Raw genomic sequence first — 21243 nt, forward strand, 5'->3', positions numbered from 1 at the left:
GGCAGCGCATCGCGCTTTCACACGAACGCCCTCGGCGCTCACCGACATCCGCCAACCGGTGACTGCGGTTGAATAGCGGAGCGCCCCTGGCTGCGACCCTCACCGGTCGCTTCCACGGCCCCTCTACATCAGCGTCAATCACGCTTATCAGAAACGGAATTCACCATGAACAATGAACATCAGGTGGGGGGCATTACCCTCGCCATGCAGCGTGGCCCCTACCAGAACAACGGTGCCACACCCTGGTACTCAACCCTGCGCGTCGGCACCCCGGGGCAACCTTTGAAACTCTCGCTGGACACAGGTACCAACATCACCTGGGTCACCTCCAGCCTGTGCGCAGCGGATCGATGCCAACACTACAGTGCAGGCCGGTTTGACTATCAGGCGTCCAGCAGCTTCACCTTCACCGACTGCCTGCAACGACCCTACAGCTTTGGCCCATGGGGAACCATGCAGGTCGAGTCGGGCACGGACGTATTGCACATTAACCAAACGACGCTGCCCACCCAGCTGCTACTGGCGGCAGACTACAGCGGTGCACAGTTTCGCCAATTGGATTGGGACGGCGGCATTGGCTTGCCCAGCAGCAGCGCCTATGTCGACGGCCGGAGCTCATTCGTGTTCCAGGCATTGATGAACAGCGGCAAAGTTGATCCCACACACCCCTTCATCACCTTCGATTGGGAGGCCGCCTCACGGCGCGGCAGCTGTCAGTTGGGCGGCGTTGATGCCAGCAAGACCCGAGGCCCGCATGTATTTCTGCCCTGGTCGCTCTACAACAAGGTCGCTGGGGTGGAGTACATCTGGTCCACGCCCCTCACCTCCTACGCCGTCGGCGGCGAAGTGTTGGCCCAAGACCTGACCTTTGCCCTGGACTCCGGCTCCTCCCGGTTCAAAGGAGACGACCGGCTGATGCGCCAGACTCTGGCGCGCATCGCTCAAGGTGGCGCCCCCGACGTGGTCCTCGGCTTCGCCGATGGCGAGATTACCCTCGGGGCCAACCTCTACAACGTCTTGATTGAGGAAGGCCCCAGCAAAGGCAAAACCCTGCCTCAATTTGAGCCACTCGGCTTGGCCGACCTGGTGCTGGTGGGTTCATTGGTGATGGAGCATTGCTACACCGTCTATGAGTACCGTGTGGTCCAATGTCGTCCGGGTGCGTACTCATTGGCGCCCGCTGGCGTGTGGCTCTTCAATCGCCCCGGCGGCCCGCAGATCATCACGCGTTCGTCCTCGCAACCGTTCGACACGGCACCGAGGCCCCTCACCCACGGAAAGCTTATCTTCAACGCCACGGCCAAAGCCCAAGCGCCTTCGCGGCCGATGACGGCCGCCGGCACCTGGCAGAATGACTATGGTTCGGTCATGACGCTAAAGGTTGAAGGGAACCGGATCTGCGGCACCTACCAATCCTCGACGGGTTCGACAGGCCAATATGCCGTGGCCGGCTATCAAGCGCCCGCCACCGTCCATGCAGAACAAGGCCTTCCGATAGCATTGGCCATCGACTGGCACTCCCTGGGTGAAGAACCCTCTGATCCCAGCTGGAACTGGTCTTCTGGGCTCAGCGGACAAATTCTGCGCGTGAAGGACGAAGACAGGCTGGCACTATCGCACCTGCTGGTAGCCACCAGTGACTTCCCGGGGCTTGCTGACCAAGGCACCTACGTCGACAAGTTGCTGTACCACAGAGTGGCTTACGGGCCGGAACATTCTCCGGTTACCGCTCCCACATCAGGGCCAGACATTGAAGACCCCCTAAGCGGCACCTGGGCCGCCGCTGATGGAAGCTGCTTGAGCCTGCGTGTGCATGCAGGCCAGCGCCATGCATTTGGCTATGTCAGTGGCACACTGTCAGCCGACACCGGCGAAGCCGAAGTATCCGGCTTCACCGACATCAATGCCCGAACCAGCGGGCTGGCGTTGCAATCGGTTAGCCTGACGGCACCAGGAGTCGAAGGCGCCACGGCACTGTGCCTATCCGGCTCAGTCGACTTGAAGGATCACAGTTTGAATGTTCTGGTCATGGCCAGCTCGCCAACCACCGTTGCGCACAGCTATGTGCAAACGCAGGTGAAGTCCCTGACGTTTTATCGGCAAGATGCGCGAACGCTGCATCAACCGGGTCAGTTCTGAATATTGAATCTCAGAACCTTCTATCGCCTTAACGGGCCGTGTCTTACAGCCTGCGGTTGTGTTCCCGACAGCGGGATCGGAAACGTACTTGAGGTATGAAAAAAGACGTGCGGTGGTGGGTCTAAAACGTTATTGATTAACCAGAGAATGGGGCACGCCTTTAAACACTTGCCGTATCGCGTGAAACCCAACCTTGGAAAACAATGATAGGACATAGCGCCATGCCGATTGCTGATCATCGACCGGTCAAAGCCTTGACTCACACCAGCGCGCAAACCGTACTGCGGTTAACACGCGACGAAGTACGGGTGTTGCAGTACTACCGAACGCTGTCAAACAGCGACCGCGAGGCCACGCGCTGTTTGTTGCAGGTGCTGCAAGCCGAGCCGCCGACATTGGCCTGCCGGCCCGTTAAGGCCAAGCCCGCCACGCGTGGAAGCGCCAAGCGAACAACCCCGATCAGGCTGTAGGAAAAAGCCATTGACGCCCCGCGGTCTCTGCCTGCCCAATGCCCCTCAACCAGCATGGGTAACGCAAACACCAGGGGGCGATCAGGGATGACCATCGGCGCACGGTTACGCGAAGAACGGCTACGGCTGGCATTGTCCCAGCGCGAACTGGGAGAGATCGGCGGCGTGGAGGCCAATGCGCAGCGCCACTACGAAGACGCCAGCCGTTTCCCCAAGGCCAACTATCTGGCGGCCATCGCTGCTGCGGGCGTGGATGTGCTCTATGTGTTGACTGGGGAGCGGCATATGGCAGTGTTGGCGGCGGAGCGGCTGACGCAGACGCAGCATGATTTGCAGCGCTTTCAGCGGCAGTTGAAGCAGTTGCAGCGGTGTTCCGAGGGGTTGGTGCAGACGGTACGTCAACTCAGCGGCTTGCCAGCCCCTTGAAAAGGATTGGCTACGGCATCCAGTCATGCCACGTCACCTGCCCCAGCCTAGACAGCTTAGGCAGACGGGCGCCTCTCCCCTGTCAATACAGCCTGCTCGCAAGCCCCAACCTGTGGCACCAGTTGGATATCGACACGTCGATTAGCGGTACGCCCGGCCTCGGTCGCATTGCTGGCGATCGGCTGATTGGCCGCCAAACCCTGCACCGCAAAACAACTGTCGGCAATGTCGCCCATCTGCTGCATCCAGTCGCGCACGGCTGAGGCGCGGGCGTGGGACAGGGCCAGGTTTTGCTCTGTAACTCCGGTTGCATCGGTGTGCCCGGCAATCACGATCAGCCAGCCCGGTTGGGCTTTGATACCGACCAGGGCATTGATCAGTACTTTGGTCGAGCCTGGCTTCAGGATTGCGCTGCCGGCATCGAACAGCGACAGGCTGTCCAATCGCACGGGTTCGGGCTTGGGGGGTGGAGGGTCTTGATTTGCCAGCCACGTCCGCAAACCAAGTCCCGCGAGCGAGGCGATAATCAGCGCTCCGGCAAACAGCCACAAGGCCAGACGCCGCCTGCGTGGCTCCACGTCAGGGGGTGGCAGAATAACCACGGGGGTCACCCATGTCGGCGTTATCACCCTGACAGGTGCCAGCACCCTTTCGCCCGATGCGTAGCTCTGTTCAAGGCGCCGGATCAGGCTGCCCACCTGGAGGCGCAGAGCCTGCAATGTCAGCAGAGGATTAGCGCCCTGAGGAAGTAAACGCGCATGCAAACGTGCCAGCTCGGTGTCCAGCTGAGCCAGCGCGGGCACACTGTGGGCGGTCATCGCCATGCTGCGCATCAGCAGTTGCAGTTGATCGAACAACCATCCCAGCAGGTCCAGGCGCACCGACGCCATCGGCGGCCACAGGCGTGCCCACTCGCGGCTCAGGGCTTCCAGCAACACCACGCCTTGGGTGATGCCCTCCAGCCCATGACGCTGACCGCGTGCCAAGGTGTATAAACAGGCGGTTTGAAGGTCGGCGCCATTGTGTTGGAACAGCGCCAGGCAGCTTTGCTCCACCTTGGCCCAGTCCACATCCGGGCAGGCAGGATGGTTGAGCTTGGCCAACTCCTCGCGCAATGCTGTAAATTCACTGAAACCACGCGGATCACCACCGACTCGAATACGCATCTCAAACAACGCCGTCATAGGGCTTCCCTTCCGTTATAGGTTCAAGGCTTGGTCAGGTAATGCTGTCGCTTCAAGTGGCGTACCAGTACTTTTCCTTCGGGCGCCAGCGTGGTGCCAAAGCTCACGTGCTGACCATCTTTGAATTGCGCATCCAACGCATACTCAAGGTGCCCCGGCAGCGTCTGGGGCTGCAGTTCGATGGCGACCGCCGCCAGACGCGGTTCGTACTTGAGCAAGGTGGCGGTCATGGTGCCGATCAAGCCATGGGCTGTGGCGGGCAGCCCCTGCAGGATCAAGCCCATGTCCGGCAGCCCGTAATCGGGCAGATGACTGAGCGCACCGGCGCGGCTATTGAGGATGCGCTGCAGGTTGTCCAGCACCGACAGGGCGTGCTGGTCCTCCTCGCTGACGCGATGCAAGTCCAACTCACCGTCGAAATTTTGCAGCAGCATTTCGTACAGCGAAGGGTTGTACTCGGTCATGGTTCAGTCCTTGGCCAAGGGCCGCAGCGTCAAGCGGTTATCCCCCAGTTCGATGACTCGCGCCCGGTCCGGGTCCAGGTCATCGCGGGTCAGGGTCAGGCGCCAAGTATTCAATTGGGTGTCGGGGCTGCGGAACAACGCCACCACCGTGACGAACTGCGCGTCCTTGTCCATCGGTACGTTCAACTGTGCGCCCTCTTCGGGTTTCACCACCACCGAGCGTTTGTCGAGCAATGTGCTCGCCAACAGCTGATCGTCATCGCCCAGCAGCCCGTCGTAGGTCGCCTGCTCTACCGCCTTGCTGTCGCGCAATTGGTACACCCGCACCAGGGTCGGCACCGACAAGGCGCGCATGTCCGTGGCGGCGGTGTTCAGCGCCGTGCGTGCACTGAAATCCAGGTGCAGGGTTTTCACCTGCTTGTAGAAGATCGCCTTGGCGGTGGATGCCGTGCCATCCGCGACGGTCTGGGCCAGACCACATCCGCCGAGCGCCGCGAACATCACCAGACTAAAAAAGGTACGCAACATGCTGTGTTTCCCTGTTGTGGGGATTAATCGAAAGGCCTTGGTAGCGGCCCAGGTTGATCGTGAGCGTGTCGTGCTCTGCCACCTGCCAGGCATCACTGCCCAAGCCCAGCACGCCGGTCATGCCGAGCCGGATGGGCGCATGCCCCAGCACGGGCACCGGCAGGCTGTGCACCGGCAATGACAACTGCAATTTGGCTGTACAGCGCCACCCGAGGTACACGCGTAGCAGCACCAGCAAATCGCTGTACAACTCGCCACCGGGCAACCAGCCGCTAGCTTCCTGCGTGTCTTCGGTGTAGAGCGTCAGCCGCAATTGGCTGTTGGCATCAAAGCCAGCGCTGCCCAACGGCGTCCCCTGGGACAAGCTCACTGGACGTTGGCGGGAAAGGCTGGCCGGCTGTTCCAGCGCAATTTTCAGCGGCCAATGCGGGGTCACCTGTGCCTGGGTGTTGGGGGCCAGCAACTTGACCAGCGCGGTGATGCCTTCGGCGTTACGCGTGGGCAGGCGCATCACACTGAGCAGGGCCAGAAAGCGCGAAACCGGCGTGGCGATCTGCTGGGCGGTGCCCGGAATGCCCAGGCCGATCAGGCCCAACAGGCATTGCGAGGTGGCATCGGTACCGCCGGCTTCGAACGTCGCCGGGTAGGAATACTTGCGCCAGATCCGGTAGAACTGGGTGAAGATCCGGTGGTTGAAAATATCCAGGAAGGCTTCCAACGCTTCATGCCCTTCTCGGCGCTGTGCGATGTCATCCAGAAACACCGTCGGCATCGGCGAGTCGACCCCGTACAACCCGAGCAAACGCGTGCGTATGGTTGCCGGTCGCTCCGGGTGAGCCTCATCGGTTTCAATCGCCTTCAACTCGCTGGCCGGAAAACCCATGCCCGGATCTGGCCGAAAGCGTACGGCATCATCGGCCGGGCGCGCAGTACTGCCCAAGGGCGGATGACCGGGCAAAGCCTGTTCCAGCAACTGGCAAAAGCGGTACAGGTTGGCCTCGGCCACTTGGTCCTGCAGAGCATCGAGCAGGCCGCCGGCTTTCAGCCGGGAATTCGCTGACTGTGGTTCTCGTTCCATCGCAGGCACTTTCCAGTAGGTTGCAGGATCAGCGTGAGCTGGGTGTACAAATGAATGTCGGCATACAAGGAGAAGAAGCGGTTGAGCATCTCGCCGAACAGGCTGATGTCGCCCTCCCCTGAGAAGCCATTGCCATCCAGGGTGATTTCGATATCCACCCCGCGCAGCAGAAAGCCTTTCTCGAAACGCTGCACCAGATGATGTTTGACCTCGACAATCGCCGCCAGACGACGGCGATTCAGTTCGCTGCCGGTCCAGTCGTATAGCGCCAAGGTGCCGCGCAGCACCTCGGCATTGTCGAGCATCGGCAGGAAGTTCGAGCCCAGGTGACTGAGCACCCGCCAGTGAAAGCGGTCGCGGTTCGGCGGGTAGCACGGCAAGGTCGGCGCACACAGGTTGCGCACGCGCAAACCGGACTGGGTGGACTGCACCAGCGTATCGAGCAAGGTGCTTTGCAGCGCCTTGCGCGGCAACTGGCCGTGAGTGCCGGTCAAGCGCAAGGACAGGCTTTCACGCTCGCGCAGGCGGTCCTTGTCAAAGCCCTCGCCGCCCAAAATCAGCCAGGTGTCATGCAGGCCATTCGCTGCGCGCTTCAGGCGTGTATGAAAGTAGCGTTCCGGGGACTCGTCGCGCAGCATGCCGCCCTTGTGACGAAAGCTGGTGAACGGCACGTAGTCCTGGCGTTCGGCGTTCCTCGACGCGGTGACCCGGTCCACCGAATAGATCTCCGTATGGCCGTCCTGCAAGCGCATGGGGCGCAACAGGTAGTCGGTTTGCAGGGGCGCCAGGGTCAGCGGGTCGGCCTCCAGCGCGAACAAATTAATCACCGGTACCGCGTGCAGGCGGATGTGTTCGCTGTTCAAGTCGAAGTTGGCCGGCCAAGGTTCACGCAACACCACTTCAAGTTCGAACCACGCCGTGCCAGGCGCAATCTTCAACTGCTCCAAGCCACACAAGGTCACGAACATGAATTTTTCACGAAAGCTGAAGTACTCCAGCAACAGCTGGTAACCGCTGAAGGCGCTGTCACCCTTGGGCCACAGCCGGTCTTCATCGGCAAACCCCTTGGGCGCAAAATGCGCGGTCAGTGGCTGACGTTCGGTCTGGCCGGGCCAGCGCACATACATCGCTTGCGCATTCAGGGTCAGCGCCTGATGCAACGCGCTGGCCAGCGGCGCATCGGCGTTCAGGTACAGCGGCAAACGGCGAAGGTCGATCAGGCTCCAGTCCGTCAGCGCCCCACAGGCAAAGCGCAGGCGCAACACCGAGCGACCATCCATTTCATGACCGCGCCCTACCGACTCCAACGCCAGCGGTCGCAGGGTCACGTCCTGGGTGGTGGTGTAACGGCAACGGGTGCGTTGTGGCCCGATGGGTTGCGACAGCACCTCAAAGCCCTGGGCGATCAACTCGCTGCGTTTCATCTGCGCCAGTTCAGGCGCCAATTCGACCACCGACAGGGATGGGATGGTGCGCAAGTAATGCGGCCACAACAGGCTGACCAGCCCCTCGGTCAACTCCGGCAGATCATCGTCAAGCTTTTCCCGCAGGCGCCCCATCAAGAATGCGAAGCCCTCGAACAGACGCTCCACATAGGGATCCCGTGCGCCCGGTTTGTCCAGGTTGAGCTGCGCCGCCCGATCCGGGAATGCGTCCGCGAACTCCTTGCCGGCCTCGCGCAGGTAGCGCATTTCGGCATCAAAGTAGCGCAGTGTCAGATTATCCATGCTCACAGAAAGAATCCTGATATAGGAGGGTTAGCCGCAAAGCACTGCGGCGCGTACCGGATCGATGGCCACCAGCGCCGCCAGCAAGGCTTCCATGCGCCGCGCCAGGGTGGGTTTGTCGGCGTCGTTACGCTGAGCTTTCACCCGCAGCAGTTTGAGCAGGCGCGCCTTGACCTCAAAATTCAGTTCAGGCTCCCACTCGGCCAAGGCTTGGCGTTGCGCCGTGGCATCCAGCTCTGCCAACAGATGGATGGCCAGATCGCTTTTGGCATACTGCTCGGCAACGCGCGCCATCAGCAGGCGCAGCAGCCAGCGTTGGCGCCCAGTGTGGATACCGGGGCGTGCGGCCAGCCAGGCCAGCGCCTGATCCACCCCATCGCTGTCGGCCTGGGCCACGGCCTCGCCTTCCAGGGACAGGATGTCGGTATCGCCAGTGGCCGGTGCCGCCGAGGGCACGGGTAACCATTGCTGAGGTTGGTTGCCGCTGACGTGCTGGGCAATCCACTCGCGGGTGGTCTCATCGGCGAAGGGGCTGCCGTCACTCCAGCACAGCACATCCAGACCCGGCAGGCGCTCAAGGAGCATGCCCAGGTCACGCTTGGCGATATCGGCCCAGCGGTCCTGCGGCGCGGGCTGTTTGCTCAGGGCCTGGTACAGGTACCACTGCAGGTCGAGCCAGAAATGGTTCACCCCCTCGGCATAAATCCGCTCGACCTGCTCGATCAACTCCAACCAGTTCTGTTGCAGGTACAAACGTTTGAGCTGCGCCCGGTAGTCACTGCGCGGCGGCGTCAGGCGTGTGTTGTTGTTCGTATCTTGCGGTGGCGCCTGGTGCACCGTGTCCCAACGCAAGCTTTTCATCAGGCGGTGGGCCGCCAGCCAGCCCAAAGGTTGGTCACGCAGGTACGACGCCAAGGCCCGGCCGCTGTCCAACAGGTCGCGCCCGGACTTGACCTGCGCCGCTGGCGTATGTGCAGTCGCTTCATGGCTGGCGGTGTTCTGCGGCACCAAGGCGTCCATGCCACCGGACTGCGCTAATCTCGCGGACAGGGCGGTATACAGGGGTTCCAAATTTGGACGCTGCTCCTGCGGCCACGCACCCAGCCCGCGCTCCAGCCAGGCGAGTGCTGCGGCAGTGCGCTCAGCCTCGGCCTTGACCACTTCCGGATACAGCGAGAGCGTGTCCAGCACCTTGCCGCCGGCCAACCATTCCAAGGCCATCTTGCGGCTGGTGGGGCGGATTGGCAGAACCGCGTTGGCAAAGCGTTCCACCAGAGCGGCCAGTAGGCTGAGGCCGTCGGCCAGGCCGACTTCGCCGTCCTTGTGTAAGCGTGCCCACAGGTAATAGGTGGCGACACGGAGGTCCTTGCAGTTATGGATCAGCAGCTTCTCCGCCAGTTGGGCGACCTGCTCTGCATCGGCACCGGAGAGCTTGTTGACCTCTTCGCGCATGCGCTGGAAGTCATCGTCGTAGCCGGGGTCTTCGCCGACGGGGGAGTCGGTGCTGATGGGGTGCAGCCAGGGTTGCCAGTGGGCGGCTTGCTCGTGGGCGACGGACAATGCGTCGCGCTCGCCGAGGCAGCGGGCGATCAAGGTGCGCAGGCTCATGGGAAACTCCCATTCTGTGCATAAGGCGTTTCGGTGGCGTTCTCGCCGAGAAAAATCTGCTGGGGCAACTTGAAGCCCCTCAGTTTGAGCAGGGCCAACGGCCCGGCATCCAATTCAGTACGTAGGTGCCAGATCAGGTTCAAGCCATCGGGCGCCTTGAGCACCATGCGGTAGCGACTGTCACCATCGTCCAACGGCGTGACCTGGGCTTTTTCCAACAAGCGGATTAGCCCCCAGGTACCGGGGTAATCGCCGAACAATCGTTCGCCGGCCAGCAGGCTGGTCCAGCTCAGGCTGACGCCGGGATAGTCACTACGCCCCGGCCAGTTGAACCGCTGCCAGCTCTCCTTCTGGTTGAAGTACTGGTGCTTGTCGCCGTTGAGGATGAAGGTGGTTTGCACCACATCGCGTACCGGTTTGCCTTGCAGCTCAAAGCTCAGCCCCATGCCACCATCGGTGTAGAGCACATCGGCCAACTCGCTAAGCTGGTTGATGGCGGTCAGAAATTGCGGGTTGAAGCGCAGCCCTTGGCTGTGGCGCGGATCGGCGACCCAACGGCTACCCTCCTTGCGCAACACGCCGCTCAATTGCCGCTGCAAAAACTGCTCGATGCGGCCGGAGTCTGCGCGGATCATCTGGCCCAGCATCGGTAAGGACGCATCGCTGGCAGTGGCTGTAAACGGGTAGCGGCTGGCGAAAGCGTCGTCCCAATGGTTGACGATCGAGCGTTGCCATTGGCTGTTGATCCCAGCGGCAGACGGTTGCAGGACGCGTTGCCAGGCATGCTCCAGCGGCTGCACGAACAGCGTTTGCGCCGCCCCACCCCACTCCGAACCCAAGCTGGCAGCCATCAGGCTGCCGTAGGATTGGGTGTCGGTCAGGTCGATGCTTTTACCTTGAAACACGGTTTGCGCCAGTGCCTGGGTCATTTCCAGCGGATCGGCCGCCGTGCTGACTTGCTGTAACTTGAGGCGTACCCGTGTTACCCGTGTGAGGAAGGCTTGAAGGCTCAAGCCATCGGCGCCGCTCTTGCCTTCCGGACCTTTGCCCAGCAGCGCCAGCAACGGGCCAAAGGTCGCATCCAAAGGACTGCTGGGCAGGTGGGCCAGTTGGTCGATCAGCGGCGCCTTGTCCTGCCCGATCAGCTTTTGCGCGGACTTCATGAGTGAGTCGGCCAACGCCTGGGTTCGAGTGCCCGCCTGACCGTGATAAGCCACGGTATTCATCAGCGCAATCAGTGGGGATTGGCGCACGTCGCTCATCAGCGTCAATTGGTCAATCACTTCGGCGAGGCTCCCCGCTTCCTGCCAGCGCAGGCTGTTGAGCAGATCCAGCCAGACACTGGCGTAGTCCTGGAAGTACCGTTCGGTGAGCCGCTCGCGGAGCTGGTCCGGGCTCAAGCGGGTGTCGATGTCGGCGGGCTTGTCGCTGAGCACCCAGTCGATTTCCTCGCGGCGGGCCTCGGCGATCTCGTCGATGGCTTGGCGCACCTGGCCCTCCCAGGCCTGGCGGGTGAATACGCCCGGCACGCTGGCATCGGTGGAGAACAAGGCCGGGGCATCGGTGTCACCTACCAGTTGGTGAAGGCCCAGTTCCGGGTAGTGATTGGCGGCGTCATCGAGCAACTGTTGATACAGGCTGGCCTCAGCATTGCGTTGGCCCAACTGGCCGAGCAGTACCTGCCGGACTTGAGCAACCAACCTGGGGTCGGCCTGGATGCGCCAGCCAGGGTTCGCGGTCAGGTGTTCGCCATAGAACCGCCACAGGTTGGGCGCCAGGCTTTGCCATAGCCCAGGTGATACGCCTGTGCGTGTCGGCTCAACTTCACTCAGGGTTGTGACCAGGAAACTGGCATCGGATTTTTCCGGGCGCGCCATCATTAAATAGACTTTGAGCTGGGCATAGGCATCGCGGGCACGTTCCGCACGCTCGGGGCTGTCCGGGGCCAGCCTGACCAGCGCGTTGAGCTGTTGGCGCAGCATGGCGGCGGCCGGGTCGCGGATCAGACGGTTGTTGGCCTCGACATAAGGTGGCCACAGCGTTTCAAGCAGTGTTTGATTGTGGTTCAAGCCAAAGCGTTGGTACCACGGAGCGCCGCCCTGGACGCGATCATCCAGGCGCGCCAGCTCGCGGACCAATTCATTGAGGGCCTGGAGTTGCTCGTCACCTTGCGAGGAGTGTTGCAGGGCAGCAAGTGAGGTGTGTATCTGGGCGATCTGTACGCGATTGCTGACGAAAGACAGCAGCAGTCCGGCGCTCCACAGTACGGCCAATCCCAATGTCAGCGCATAGGTGATTCGGTGTGCGCTCCAGCCCAATCGACGGCCACTGGCGGCTTTATCGTTGAGAACGCCTTGCCAGGCCGTATTCACCGGCCAAAAGTGTTCAAGCGTGCTCTCAACAGGCGGCACCGGCAGACTGAACCATAGGCCGCGTAACGGTACACCGCGGGAAAACTCACCCAATAGCGGCGTCAGTACCTGGCGCCAGCGGGCAATGCCCTCGGCCTGTAAATCGCGGGAAAGCCGCAGGAGGAAGTCATGGGTCACGGCATCGTGCATTTGCGCCAGGCCCGCACGGCGCAAGGGGTCGAGCAAACTATCCAGACTGTTTTCTAGAATCAGGGGGGTGACACGTGACGGCAGCAGGCAGCCCACGGGTTGGCTATCGCGATCGTCCTGAGACCATGCACTCTCGCCGACCTGCCACAGGTGCAACGGCAACTGCCAGCGCAACGCACGGGCCAGGGTTTGCAGGCGACGGGCACCGGCGCTCATGGCGGCGGCATCGGTGCACTGGTCTTTGCTCAATGCCCAGACCACCCCATTGAGCGCACGCCTGCGGCACAGGCCACGCCACTGCAAAAGCAAAGAGTCTTGCGGTTCACCTTGGACGCTGCCTGCCCACAGCAGCACGGTGCTCTGTCCTTCCAGCCAATTTTCTTTGGTCAGGCCCGGAGCGATGGCTGCAATCTGGGCAGGCTCACCCACTACCAAAAACAGACGGACTTTTCGACGCCAGAAGAAGCCGTATTGATCACGCAGGTATTGATCAACCGCTAACGTGTCGTCCTGCATAGTGCGCTCAGCTAAATCTATAGAAGGCAGCACTGGCGTACTGATCACCAGCCTTCGCACTCCGCGCTGCACGATCTGCCAGGAAAATATTGCCAAAACTGATAACAACGCCCAGCACAGGAGACCTTTGAGCACTACATCGAATAGCGTATTGCGGTTGAACGCTATACCCGCCCATAGCCACCAGCTCACCGCACCCAACGCGACGAGCACGGCGACAAGCACCGACAATAAGAGTGTTGTCAGCCAAGAGGAAATTTTTGGAGTTTCAGCTACTTGAGTCATCGGGTTCCACAATTCCAAGGGCTAAGGTGTGATGAGGGTCAGAAGCCAACCACGCACAGGGCACTCCATGTTGCTCGGCATACCAGGCGGCCAGGGTTTGCAGCACCATTGCTTCAAGATTCTCTAAAGCACCAAAGTGCGTGTTTTGCACGTTTTGCCTGGTATTCCAACGAATGGCGGGAATATCCGGCTGGAGAAGTGACACGCATATCGGCGCAGACACCTCAAATGAACTTTGCTGCTGCGCTCGCTCCACTACTTTAGGGAGCTCATCTACATCGGCCGAAAACCATTCGCCGCGCAGGAAACGCACGCCACTTTGCGAGCCAAGCAGCCATAGCACCGCAGCCTCTCCCCCAGGAAAACGCCTGTCACTTTCGGGGGGTGTCGACTGGACTCCCGCACACAGGATGCAGGTATCGGCGGACATTCCTTGAAGAAGGTCGATGATCTCGTCCAAACTACCAATGCCTTGCCAAGGCTCCGGGAGTTCAGGCAATTGAACCTGCGGATATATCTTTTTTACTTCGGTGACAAACGCCCGCCAAGCATTCGCCGATCCCTGCCAATAACAACGCAAGGGATCAGCGAGAGGGCCATCTCCCCGTTGCTCACGCCATTGCAATGCCAGAAAAATCGCCAACTGCCTCTCACGCTCTACAGTCTCTCGTCCTAAGATCTGTCGCAGACGAATCACGGCCCCCTCGGGCATTTCCTGTACTAAAGCAGGCTGATGGTCAGGATCAAAAAAACTCCCTCGATGCTCCGGCGCGCTGCACGTGGGGCCCAACAACACAGCCTCGACCAAGGCGACAGTCTGCCGATGACGCGCCCACCATGTTCGTTGCACTTGCTCCACCGACATGGCGTAGCACCGCGCGTTGTGTTGGTTCACGCGGTAGAACACTACTCGCACCAGTAACGCTAACAGCCAAATAAGCAGCACAAGGGTCACGCCAGCCACAGCTAAACGTGCCTCGATAAATGCGCGCAGAAGCACAGTGGTGCCACCAGCCAAGGTGCACAGCACCATGCCACTAGCGATCCAACGCGAATAGGCGGGAGGCTGGACCTCTGGATACAAAGCGAACTCTGGCGCCTTGATCATGAGGCCGCCGAGGTGTCAGGCATTGAGCTGACCAACGTGCAACCACAGTCGCAACAGTGACCATCCAAAGCTGCCGGACGACCATCGAACTGAACCAGATCGCTGCCCTCGGCAATCGTTGTCATCCCATGTAGGTCACAGCGCACCGAATCACCTTGGCATGCGATGGGTTGTCCATGGCAGAGATAGTGCCCTTCTAGCACTTCACCGCCGTACTCGTGCAAGGTGTCACCTTTGCGTACGAAAGGTTTCATTGTCTTGCCTCCTACCTAATAGCAAATCAAATTTTAGAAATGACTGAAGCAGAGATAGCGTACCGGTGTACCGTGAGTATACAAAGCCAGTAAAATATGGTTTAAAACCAAAAACTTCATTATCAATCGAATTTTAATTTTTCAGACAAAATCAATTGATATCCTTGAGAACCTCTCTCCGCAAGAGTTCAGGCAGTCGCGCAATCCCCTCTATGAGCTTCTGCGTAGTAAGCCCCCCAATGTGAATCAATATTTTTTTGCGCCTGTACGAGACCGCTGTCATCTCGAGTAGGTGTAACCGAATTATCTGAAGCAACAAGATCGGCACCATGCTGAGTCTCTCCCACCACTAAAAACCTTGGTTCATTATCGACCAGCGCCCCCAAATTCCGCCTATCGAGATTACCAAAAAATACGTTTCGCTCATTGAAGTAACTGCCCCAAGGTTCACGCCCTATTGAAATCGGAAGCTTTATCCATACGTGTATGTAAGGAATTCTCCAATATGATCTATTGAGATCAGAATGAAGAAACCAAGCACGAGAATCATGTACATGATCGTCGAATAGCGCACGCAAAAGACCTTCAGGCTGCATACTATTGATTCTTTCATCTACATTTCCGCGAGTTTTTTCGTCCAAATGATTCCTCTGCCCCTCAGGAGGAGGAAACAACCGACTAACCTTAGCTCTACCCGCTGCTCTCATCCGCTCACGTTCGGTTCGAGTCGTGGCGGAATTCAGATAGGTAACAAGAGCCACAGGGCTTTTAGACTTCATTTTATTTAAAAATACGATATACGGATCGTCATTAAGATTCTGATATATTTTCCTAAACTCAATTGCAGCTTCAATAAGTTGATTTTTTGCTATATCCGGGTCAAAGGTTGGGACTCCTGGTTCGGGTAGCGGCCACCCACCACCGCCTTTTTTTTGACTTTCCCGACGCGCCTCTATTTCACCTTGCTTACGATTTCGCTCAATCTCAGCAGTCTTTCGTCTGTCCTCGTCAGAATGGGCATCACTCGCCTCACGATAGAAATCAGCTTCCTTAAGACTTAGAAACGCATAACGATCAATGCGCCAAGCAGTAATCCAAGTGAGTTGGCTGCGCAACGCAGCCTCTAAAGCTATACTCCCCCTTATCCCTTGATATAGCTCAGCTTGTTTTGCAGGAAGAGGTTGGGGAGCATTGGGCAAGCCTAGCGTCACCTGCCTCCACGCATTGAAACGATTGACTAAAGTAGAATCCACACGAAACACTTGGATCAAGTCGTAATTCATTGTGCGCCAACGCTCAACTCTTAACAACGGCGGCAGAACTTCCTCTGGAACTTTCAATGGTGCTCCATGGGCAAACGCGTCGGCGTAGAGGTCGTGTAACGCGATCTGCGACAGCAAATAACGATCATTCGCTCCTACAGCCTTGCCTTGATCCCCAGGTGGATAGCCGCCACCCTGATCAGAGTGGACTCCCGGATAGATAACCTCATCGCTATTATCAGGGTAACTACCATCCTCATAACGGATAGACTCTGATGGAAAACTCAAACGTTGCTCATGGCTAGCAACGATATGCAAGCAACGTTTAACTAATTTACCCTTCGGCAAACGCTGAGTTTCGTCACCCCACCCCATGTGTCCATCCGCACCTGGTGCTATATCGGCCACCCCCACAGAAGCCACAGTATCAAACAGCCCCAAGTACTTCACGGAAATTGGCAGTGCTAAACCACCACTAACCCGCAACTTAAAGTAGGGATCCACACTTAATAGATCATTCAGCCAGCTCACAAAAGCGCGGGCGGTGGCTGCGCCACGAGAGAACCCATATATATAAAGTTCAACCCCCAGCAAAGTCGATTTACCTTGTCTTTTCCCCATTGCATTGATCAAAGGAATTTTTAACAATTCAAGTTGTTCACGAATCACATTGGACCGCTTTGATCGACCAATAGAAGCAGGAGAACCCCATGCTGTTCCCATTTTCATAACAGCTTCTTTTAGTGCTCCATGCCCCATCCTTGGCTCCCCTAGGGTGCGCCGAAGCGCGTCGAAAATCATCAATAGCCCCCAGTTAATTCGCTCCTCGCCATAACGGGCGTACGCTAGCCCTCCAGAGCTATAGTCCAAGTCTCCAATTTCAGGAAAAGGCGTTCCCACGCCAGGCATATAATATTTGAAATATTGACCATTGCCGATACCTTCACGATCCATCAACTCTTTGGCAATAGCGGAATTTATTGCTGTACCGCCAGCATATCCGGCTCCAATACTCGCTCGAAATAGCCTAACGACATTTGTAGGGTGCGGGATGGCAGATTGATAAAGGTCATTATTTAGATTATTTCCTGTACCGTCAAAGAACAGGCTGACATGTAAAGTCTTGCAACAAGGAGGAGTGACATTATATCCAGCCGCCAAGCATGCAGCGTCTTTATACTTACGCTCCTGCTCACACTGAATCAAGATATTCTCTTCAACCTTTTCAGGTCGACTAGGCAAACGCCCTTGAACTGGAAACTGCGGGGGATAACATACAAAGGCAGGGCTTACTTTTGGCATGCTTTTGGCTCCGGCGAATACAATGGCGTTTTGATCGGATACTTACGACTACCATATCCGTCACAAGATGTAGTTATCTTAATATCATCACATGGCAAAAAATGAACTGTTACGCCGCATACCTCTTGGCCTGTATAGTCAGGCACCATAACTAATTTGCTATGTCGCCGTTTCTGCGCCTCAAACCTTTCTGCCCACGCCTCATATTTAGCAGTGTCGGCATATCCGGGAAACCCCTTAGAACCGGACAAACCTGTTTCCCAATCAATACGCACTGTCATACCCGTTTCCCAACGTACTGGAACAACGTAACAACAAGCTACTCCCCCCACTTGGTGGGGCCCAATGACATCAACCCCTGAGTGGCCATTAACACTAAAGTAATTAATTACCCAGTGAGTATGATTGATACCTTCAAGGGTATTGGCTTTAACCGTTTGATTTAGCACGCCCATCCCTACCGCCAAGAGAACAGCAAGGACGCGCATGACTTTATAGAGTCGAAACATTAGACAGAGTCCTCACAAGTCTGAGGGTGATACTGAAGACCTTCCCTAACCTGATCTTGCGTAGGAAAACAGCCCTTGACCGGAAAGAACGGAGGATATGAGACATGATTCATTTTTCGCATGACTGTGGCACCGGCAAACGCAACGCAGTCTTGATCGGATATTCGCGGCTACCAAACGCATAACAGGACGTCGTTACCTGAATATCATCGCAAGGCAGAAAATGTACCGTCAGACCACAGATCTTTTGCCCCATATAGTCGGGCACAGATACAACTTTGCTGTGCAGACGTTTCTGCGCACTTATTTTCCTTGCCCATGCTTCGTACTTTTCCGGATCCGCATAACTAGGAAAACCTTTGGGATAAGCAACTCCCGTTTCCCAGTCGACACGCACCGTCAAGCCCTCTTTCCAGTGCGACGGAGCAGCGTAGCAGCATCCTCCCCCACCTCCTTGATACGGGCCGATGATGTCAACTCCCGAGCGACCGTTCACGCTGAATTGATTGATCGAAAACTGGGTGTGATTGACGCCATAAAGAGTGCTGGCCTGAGAGCACATCGAAGAAACTGCACCAACCAAACTAACGAGTACGGCCAACAAGCATCTGACTTTTATGACACTACACATAACATTCGCTCCATGGATTCCCTAAGTAGACCAATCAGGCCTTGCTCAGATTGTTGAGGATGTAAGCTTCACGTTGAGTTGTGGTTAGTAACCCCTTCTGGCTTGCTTCCAGCATCCCGGCGTAACAAACTTGAAAGCGCTGCTCCGCCTTCCAGTCCTCGGGAAACACAGAGTTCAGACTGGATAGCGCCAACGTGGCGTCGCTGGCACAACAGAGCGTGTCAATTTGACTATCGCTCAGTTCTATAGGATCGAATAATTCCGGAGCGCCGGCCCTCCCTGGCAAATGTCTAGGGACGCCGTCTCGATCAAGCCAACTCCAAAAAACTACGGGGTGCAGCAATAACTGCTGTTGTTCGGGCAGTAAGACATGACTGAATAGCAGCGAAAACAGGCGTGGATCGTAAAAGCGAAACACACCCATGCAGCCGCCATTTCGAGCTTCCATACATTTTCGAAGATGGTCAGCCAAGGCATAAAAAGGCCAGACAGAGGCCATCACTAAAACTTGTGAACGCACATTGATATCTTGCATAACACCAATCAGCCATTGCCGCTGTAAGGGGTGCGCCATATCGACGCGCAGCAACAATGGAGCGAGGTCTACGGCAGCTTCTTCTGGCAATCCCGTGAATAGTGAATGCCACTGAAGTGCTGGCTCAACGCTAAGCACACTTGGAATTAACGGAATCTCACCTCCTGCCTGATCGATAATAATATCCAGGTAAGTAATACCGGCCTCAGCACAGGACACTTCCAGTAAATCAAGCCAGCCTTGGAGTCGAGGTTCACTCATGCTCGCACCTCCCTAGGTACGAACCCCTGAGCAGCAGCCTGAGCCTTTTTCAAGCACTCTTTGCACACTGAACCAGGTAACTCAGGCAATGGAAAATTCTCACTGGTTGGTGGGTTGTATCGATGCTGCCCCTTAAAGCTAAGTAAGCTCGGACCATGTATATGGATTTCTCCTTGTGCAGTAATACGGATATAGGCACCGCCACAGCCCAATGTGATGCCGTTCTTCGCGGTCAATTGCAAATGCCCCTGCACCGACTGCACGGTGATATCTTGCAGAGCAGTCAGACCCAGTACGTCTCCGTGCGATTCAATTTCCAACGGCCCCTTGCCTGAAACCAGACGCATACCCTCCTGCTGTGCCAACATCGAAATACTTTGCTTGGCATTAACAGACAGCCTCTTAGAGGCTGCCAAATTGAGCTCTTCGTCGCTTTGCAGGTAAAGTGCCTTGCCACTTTTAAGCAGCATGCTAGCGGGGGTAACCGCTCCTATTCCTTTAGGTGCGCTCAGCAGAATTGCAGAGCCCTGCAGGTTCTTCGCATCAGTTTGTAGTTGGCGCAAACCATTAATATCCGGTTGCCGGGATTGGTGTGCCTGAGTGACCTCCTGCCAGTCGACCATTTGCTGCCGCGCGCCTTCGACGAGTCCCGAAGCAGGCTCCATGCCAAGCACATCACCCGCAGCACTAGCCTGTTCATCAGCTGTCACGAATAACCCCTTCCCTCCGCGAATGGCCCCCCATCCATCAGTTCGAAGTTCGAACCCTTCGCCGCGTCTTTGCCTCTTGGAGTCCACCAGATGCCCGAGGTTGAGCTGGCTCTTGCCGCTGTGTTCGGTGCTGAGTTTGATGTGTTCCTGCCCGCGGGTATCGTCCATGCGCAGTTTGTTGTTGGCCGGGGTGCGCAGCACATTGCGCTTGTCGTTGCGCAGGGTAACGTGGTCAACGTGCTGGCTGTCGTGAAGGGCATGGGCGATGTAGGGACGATCCGGGTCGCCTTGCTCGAAAGCGATGGCTACCTCGGTGCCTGCAATCAGCGGTAAATGCAGGCCATGGGTGTCGCCGGCGTAGGGCCGGGCCAGGCGTAGCCAGACGCTCTCCTCACCGGACTTCCAGCTGTCGCGATCGAACAGGAAATTCACCCGGTAGCGCCCTTCCAGGTCGATATGCGCGTAGGGGTCGTTGGCCTGTGGGCTGGTGACACGGGCTGGGACGGTGCCGGCGATTTGGGGTTTGTCCTTCAGTTCGGGGCGAAAGCACACGGTTTCTGAATAGGGCATGGCCTGGAAGGTGGCTTCAAAGCTTTGGTCGCGGGCAGCCGTGGTAGTCAGACCGGTGATCACCGCGCCGGGCGTGAAGGCCTGAGGCGCGCCGCCAGAGACTTTCAGCACTTGCCCCGGCGCCAGGGTGGCGCTGCTGCTCACGCCGCTAAGTTGGGTCTGCCCATTCAGATAACGCTCGTGACGCAGACGGGCGTAGAAGTAGCCGCTTTCGCTTTGCAGATCCTCGTCTTGATCCAGCCGGTCGCCGAGGGACGTGTAAGGTTCAGCGTAGTGATAGGCCTCGCCGTAGGTGGTGGTCGCGCCCCGGCTTTGGTCGATTTCACCGCTCAGGTGGGCGCTGGCATCGCGGTGGTGGTAGGCGCGAAAATGCACCTGCTGCTCGACCACGGCGTGGCTCGATTGCAGTTGCCACACCGCATCCTGACCGCTGCTGCCCAACCCGGATTGCGGCCGGAGGGGTAGTTCGATGTCGAATTGGTAGAGGCGTTGATCGTCGCAAAACTCGACCACATCGATGCCCAGACGCTCGTCGCTGGTGAAGCGGTACCAGATGCCGACTTCGGCCAGCAGGCGGGCGATAAAGTCCAGGTCGCTTTCGCCATATTGCATGACCTGTTCACGCTTGGGGTAGCCGCGTTTCAGGCTGAACAGAAAATCCTGGCCTTCCAAGCCGTGGCGGTTACGCAGGATGCTCTCGACGATCTCCGGCACCGACTGGTGCTGGTAGATACGGAACTGACGGCCGCGACCGAGCAGGGCCAGGCGTGGCTGTAGGGTGATTTCATAGGTCGCCTGGTCATTGGAGCCGGACTGGCGCTTGAAGCCGGTGACCACGCCATGCAGGGTGCGCAACGGCTTTACCTCCGGTGCGCTGAGCCCGGCGACCGGCAGCTTTTGCGGCGCGGCGTGCAGGCTGAAACTGGCGTCCTGGCCGAGCAGACTTTCCGCTGCCAGATCACGCTCGGTGCTGGTGAATTCCACGTGGTAGGTGAAGGGTTGGCTCAGGTGCTCTTGGCCCTCAAAAGCCAGAACATCAAGCCGGGCCTCGACGTTGCGCACACTCAGGGTATGCCGGCTGTGGTCGAAGAAGTTTTGCAATTTGCTGGACATGC

At 58.0% G+C, this 21243-nt stretch carries 17 protein-coding genes; 3 read left to right on the forward strand and 14 right to left on the reverse strand.

Features of this window, described 5'->3' with window-relative positions; all coding sequences use genetic code 11:
* Nucleotides 1–165 precede the first annotated feature (165 nt).
* From CLM72_RS17720 to CLM72_RS29335, 3 genes are all read left to right on the forward strand, one after another.
* Nucleotides 166–2139: an avidin/streptavidin family protein gene (locus CLM72_RS17720; protein WP_105227313.1), complete on the forward strand. Its 1974-nt coding sequence runs from the start codon at nucleotides 166–168 to the stop codon at nucleotides 2137–2139.
* A gap of 221 nt (nucleotides 2140–2360) precedes the next feature.
* Nucleotides 2361–2609 (forward strand): hypothetical protein, encoded by a 249-nt coding sequence (locus CLM72_RS17725; RefSeq protein ID WP_105227314.1) that lies wholly within the window; start codon nucleotides 2361–2363, stop codon nucleotides 2607–2609.
* Nucleotides 2610–2696: 87 nt separating this feature from the next.
* Nucleotides 2697–3035: a transcriptional regulator gene (locus CLM72_RS29335; protein ID WP_256595208.1), complete on the forward strand. Its 339-nt coding sequence runs from the start codon at nucleotides 2697–2699 to the stop codon at nucleotides 3033–3035.
* A gap of 56 nt (nucleotides 3036–3091) precedes the next feature.
* Here the strand turns inward: CLM72_RS29335 and CLM72_RS17735 are convergent, their stop codons facing one another.
* From CLM72_RS17735 to CLM72_RS17800, 14 genes are all read right to left on the reverse strand, one after another.
* On the reverse strand, nucleotides 3092–4219 hold the full coding sequence (locus CLM72_RS17735) for an OmpA family protein (RefSeq protein ID WP_105227315.1): 1128 nt from the start codon (nucleotides 4217–4219) through the stop codon (nucleotides 3092–3094).
* Between the two features lie 23 nt (nucleotides 4220–4242).
* Nucleotides 4243–4683 carry a type VI secretion system baseplate subunit TssE gene (gene tssE / locus CLM72_RS17740; protein ID WP_105227316.1) on the reverse strand — a complete coding sequence of 147 codons (441 nt, stop codon included), beginning with the start codon at nucleotides 4681–4683 and terminating at the stop codon, nucleotides 4243–4245.
* Between the two features lie 3 nt (nucleotides 4684–4686).
* Nucleotides 4687–5211, reverse strand: a complete 525-nt coding sequence (tssJ, locus tag CLM72_RS17745; RefSeq protein ID WP_105227317.1) for a type VI secretion system lipoprotein TssJ — start codon at nucleotides 5209–5211, stop codon at nucleotides 4687–4689.
* Entirely contained in the window at nucleotides 5192–6289 is a 1098-nt protein-coding gene (tssG, locus tag CLM72_RS17750) for a type VI secretion system baseplate subunit TssG (RefSeq protein ID WP_105227318.1), read from the reverse strand. The genes tssJ and tssG overlap by 20 nt, the downstream gene beginning before the upstream one ends.
* Nucleotides 6253–8022 carry a type VI secretion system baseplate subunit TssF gene (gene tssF, locus CLM72_RS17755; protein ID WP_105227319.1) on the reverse strand — a complete coding sequence of 590 codons (1770 nt, stop codon included), beginning with the start codon at nucleotides 8020–8022 and terminating at the stop codon, nucleotides 6253–6255. Before tssF ends, tssG begins: the two co-directional genes overlap by 37 nt.
* A gap of 24 nt (nucleotides 8023–8046) precedes the next feature.
* Complete coding sequence (gene tssA / locus CLM72_RS17760; protein WP_105227320.1) at nucleotides 8047–9624, reverse strand: type VI secretion system protein TssA; 1578 nt, start codon at nucleotides 9622–9624, stop codon at nucleotides 8047–8049.
* Nucleotides 9621–12986, reverse strand: coding sequence for an ImcF-related family protein (locus tag CLM72_RS17765; RefSeq protein WP_105227321.1), 3366 nt, complete (start codon nucleotides 12984–12986; stop codon nucleotides 9621–9623). Before CLM72_RS17765 ends, tssA begins: the two co-directional genes overlap by 4 nt.
* Nucleotides 12970–14094 carry a hypothetical protein gene (locus CLM72_RS17770; RefSeq protein WP_105227322.1) on the reverse strand — a complete coding sequence of 375 codons (1125 nt, stop codon included), beginning with the start codon at nucleotides 14092–14094 and terminating at the stop codon, nucleotides 12970–12972. Before CLM72_RS17770 ends, CLM72_RS17765 begins: the two co-directional genes overlap by 17 nt.
* Nucleotides 14091–14348, reverse strand: a complete 258-nt coding sequence (locus CLM72_RS17775) for a PAAR domain-containing protein (protein WP_105227323.1) — start codon at nucleotides 14346–14348, stop codon at nucleotides 14091–14093. Before CLM72_RS17775 ends, CLM72_RS17770 begins: the two co-directional genes overlap by 4 nt.
* A 188-nt stretch (nucleotides 14349–14536) precedes the next feature.
* Nucleotides 14537–16912, reverse strand: a complete 2376-nt coding sequence (locus tag CLM72_RS17780; protein ID WP_105227324.1) for a DUF2235 domain-containing protein — start codon at nucleotides 16910–16912, stop codon at nucleotides 14537–14539.
* Entirely contained in the window at nucleotides 16900–17421 is a 522-nt protein-coding gene (locus CLM72_RS17785; RefSeq protein ID WP_158688689.1) for a DUF3304 domain-containing protein, read from the reverse strand. The genes CLM72_RS17780 and CLM72_RS17785 overlap by 13 nt, the downstream gene beginning before the upstream one ends.
* Before the next feature lie 109 nt (nucleotides 17422–17530).
* A complete protein-coding gene (locus CLM72_RS17790) occupies nucleotides 17531–18052 on the reverse strand; it encodes a DUF3304 domain-containing protein (RefSeq protein ID WP_105227325.1) in 522 nt (173 codons plus the stop codon).
* 34 nt (nucleotides 18053–18086) lie between these two features.
* Nucleotides 18087–18848: a DUF4123 domain-containing protein gene (locus CLM72_RS17795; protein ID WP_105227326.1), complete on the reverse strand. Its 762-nt coding sequence runs from the start codon at nucleotides 18846–18848 to the stop codon at nucleotides 18087–18089.
* Nucleotides 18845–21241, reverse strand: coding sequence for a type VI secretion system Vgr family protein (locus CLM72_RS17800; RefSeq protein ID WP_105227327.1), 2397 nt, complete (start codon nucleotides 21239–21241; stop codon nucleotides 18845–18847). The genes CLM72_RS17795 and CLM72_RS17800 overlap by 4 nt, the downstream gene beginning before the upstream one ends.
* Nucleotides 21242–21243 lie beyond the last annotated feature (2 nt).

The sequence above is a fragment of the Pseudomonas sp. MYb193 genome, assembly GCF_002966775.1.
Taxonomy (GTDB): domain Bacteria; phylum Pseudomonadota; class Gammaproteobacteria; order Pseudomonadales; family Pseudomonadaceae; genus Aquipseudomonas; species Aquipseudomonas paracarnis.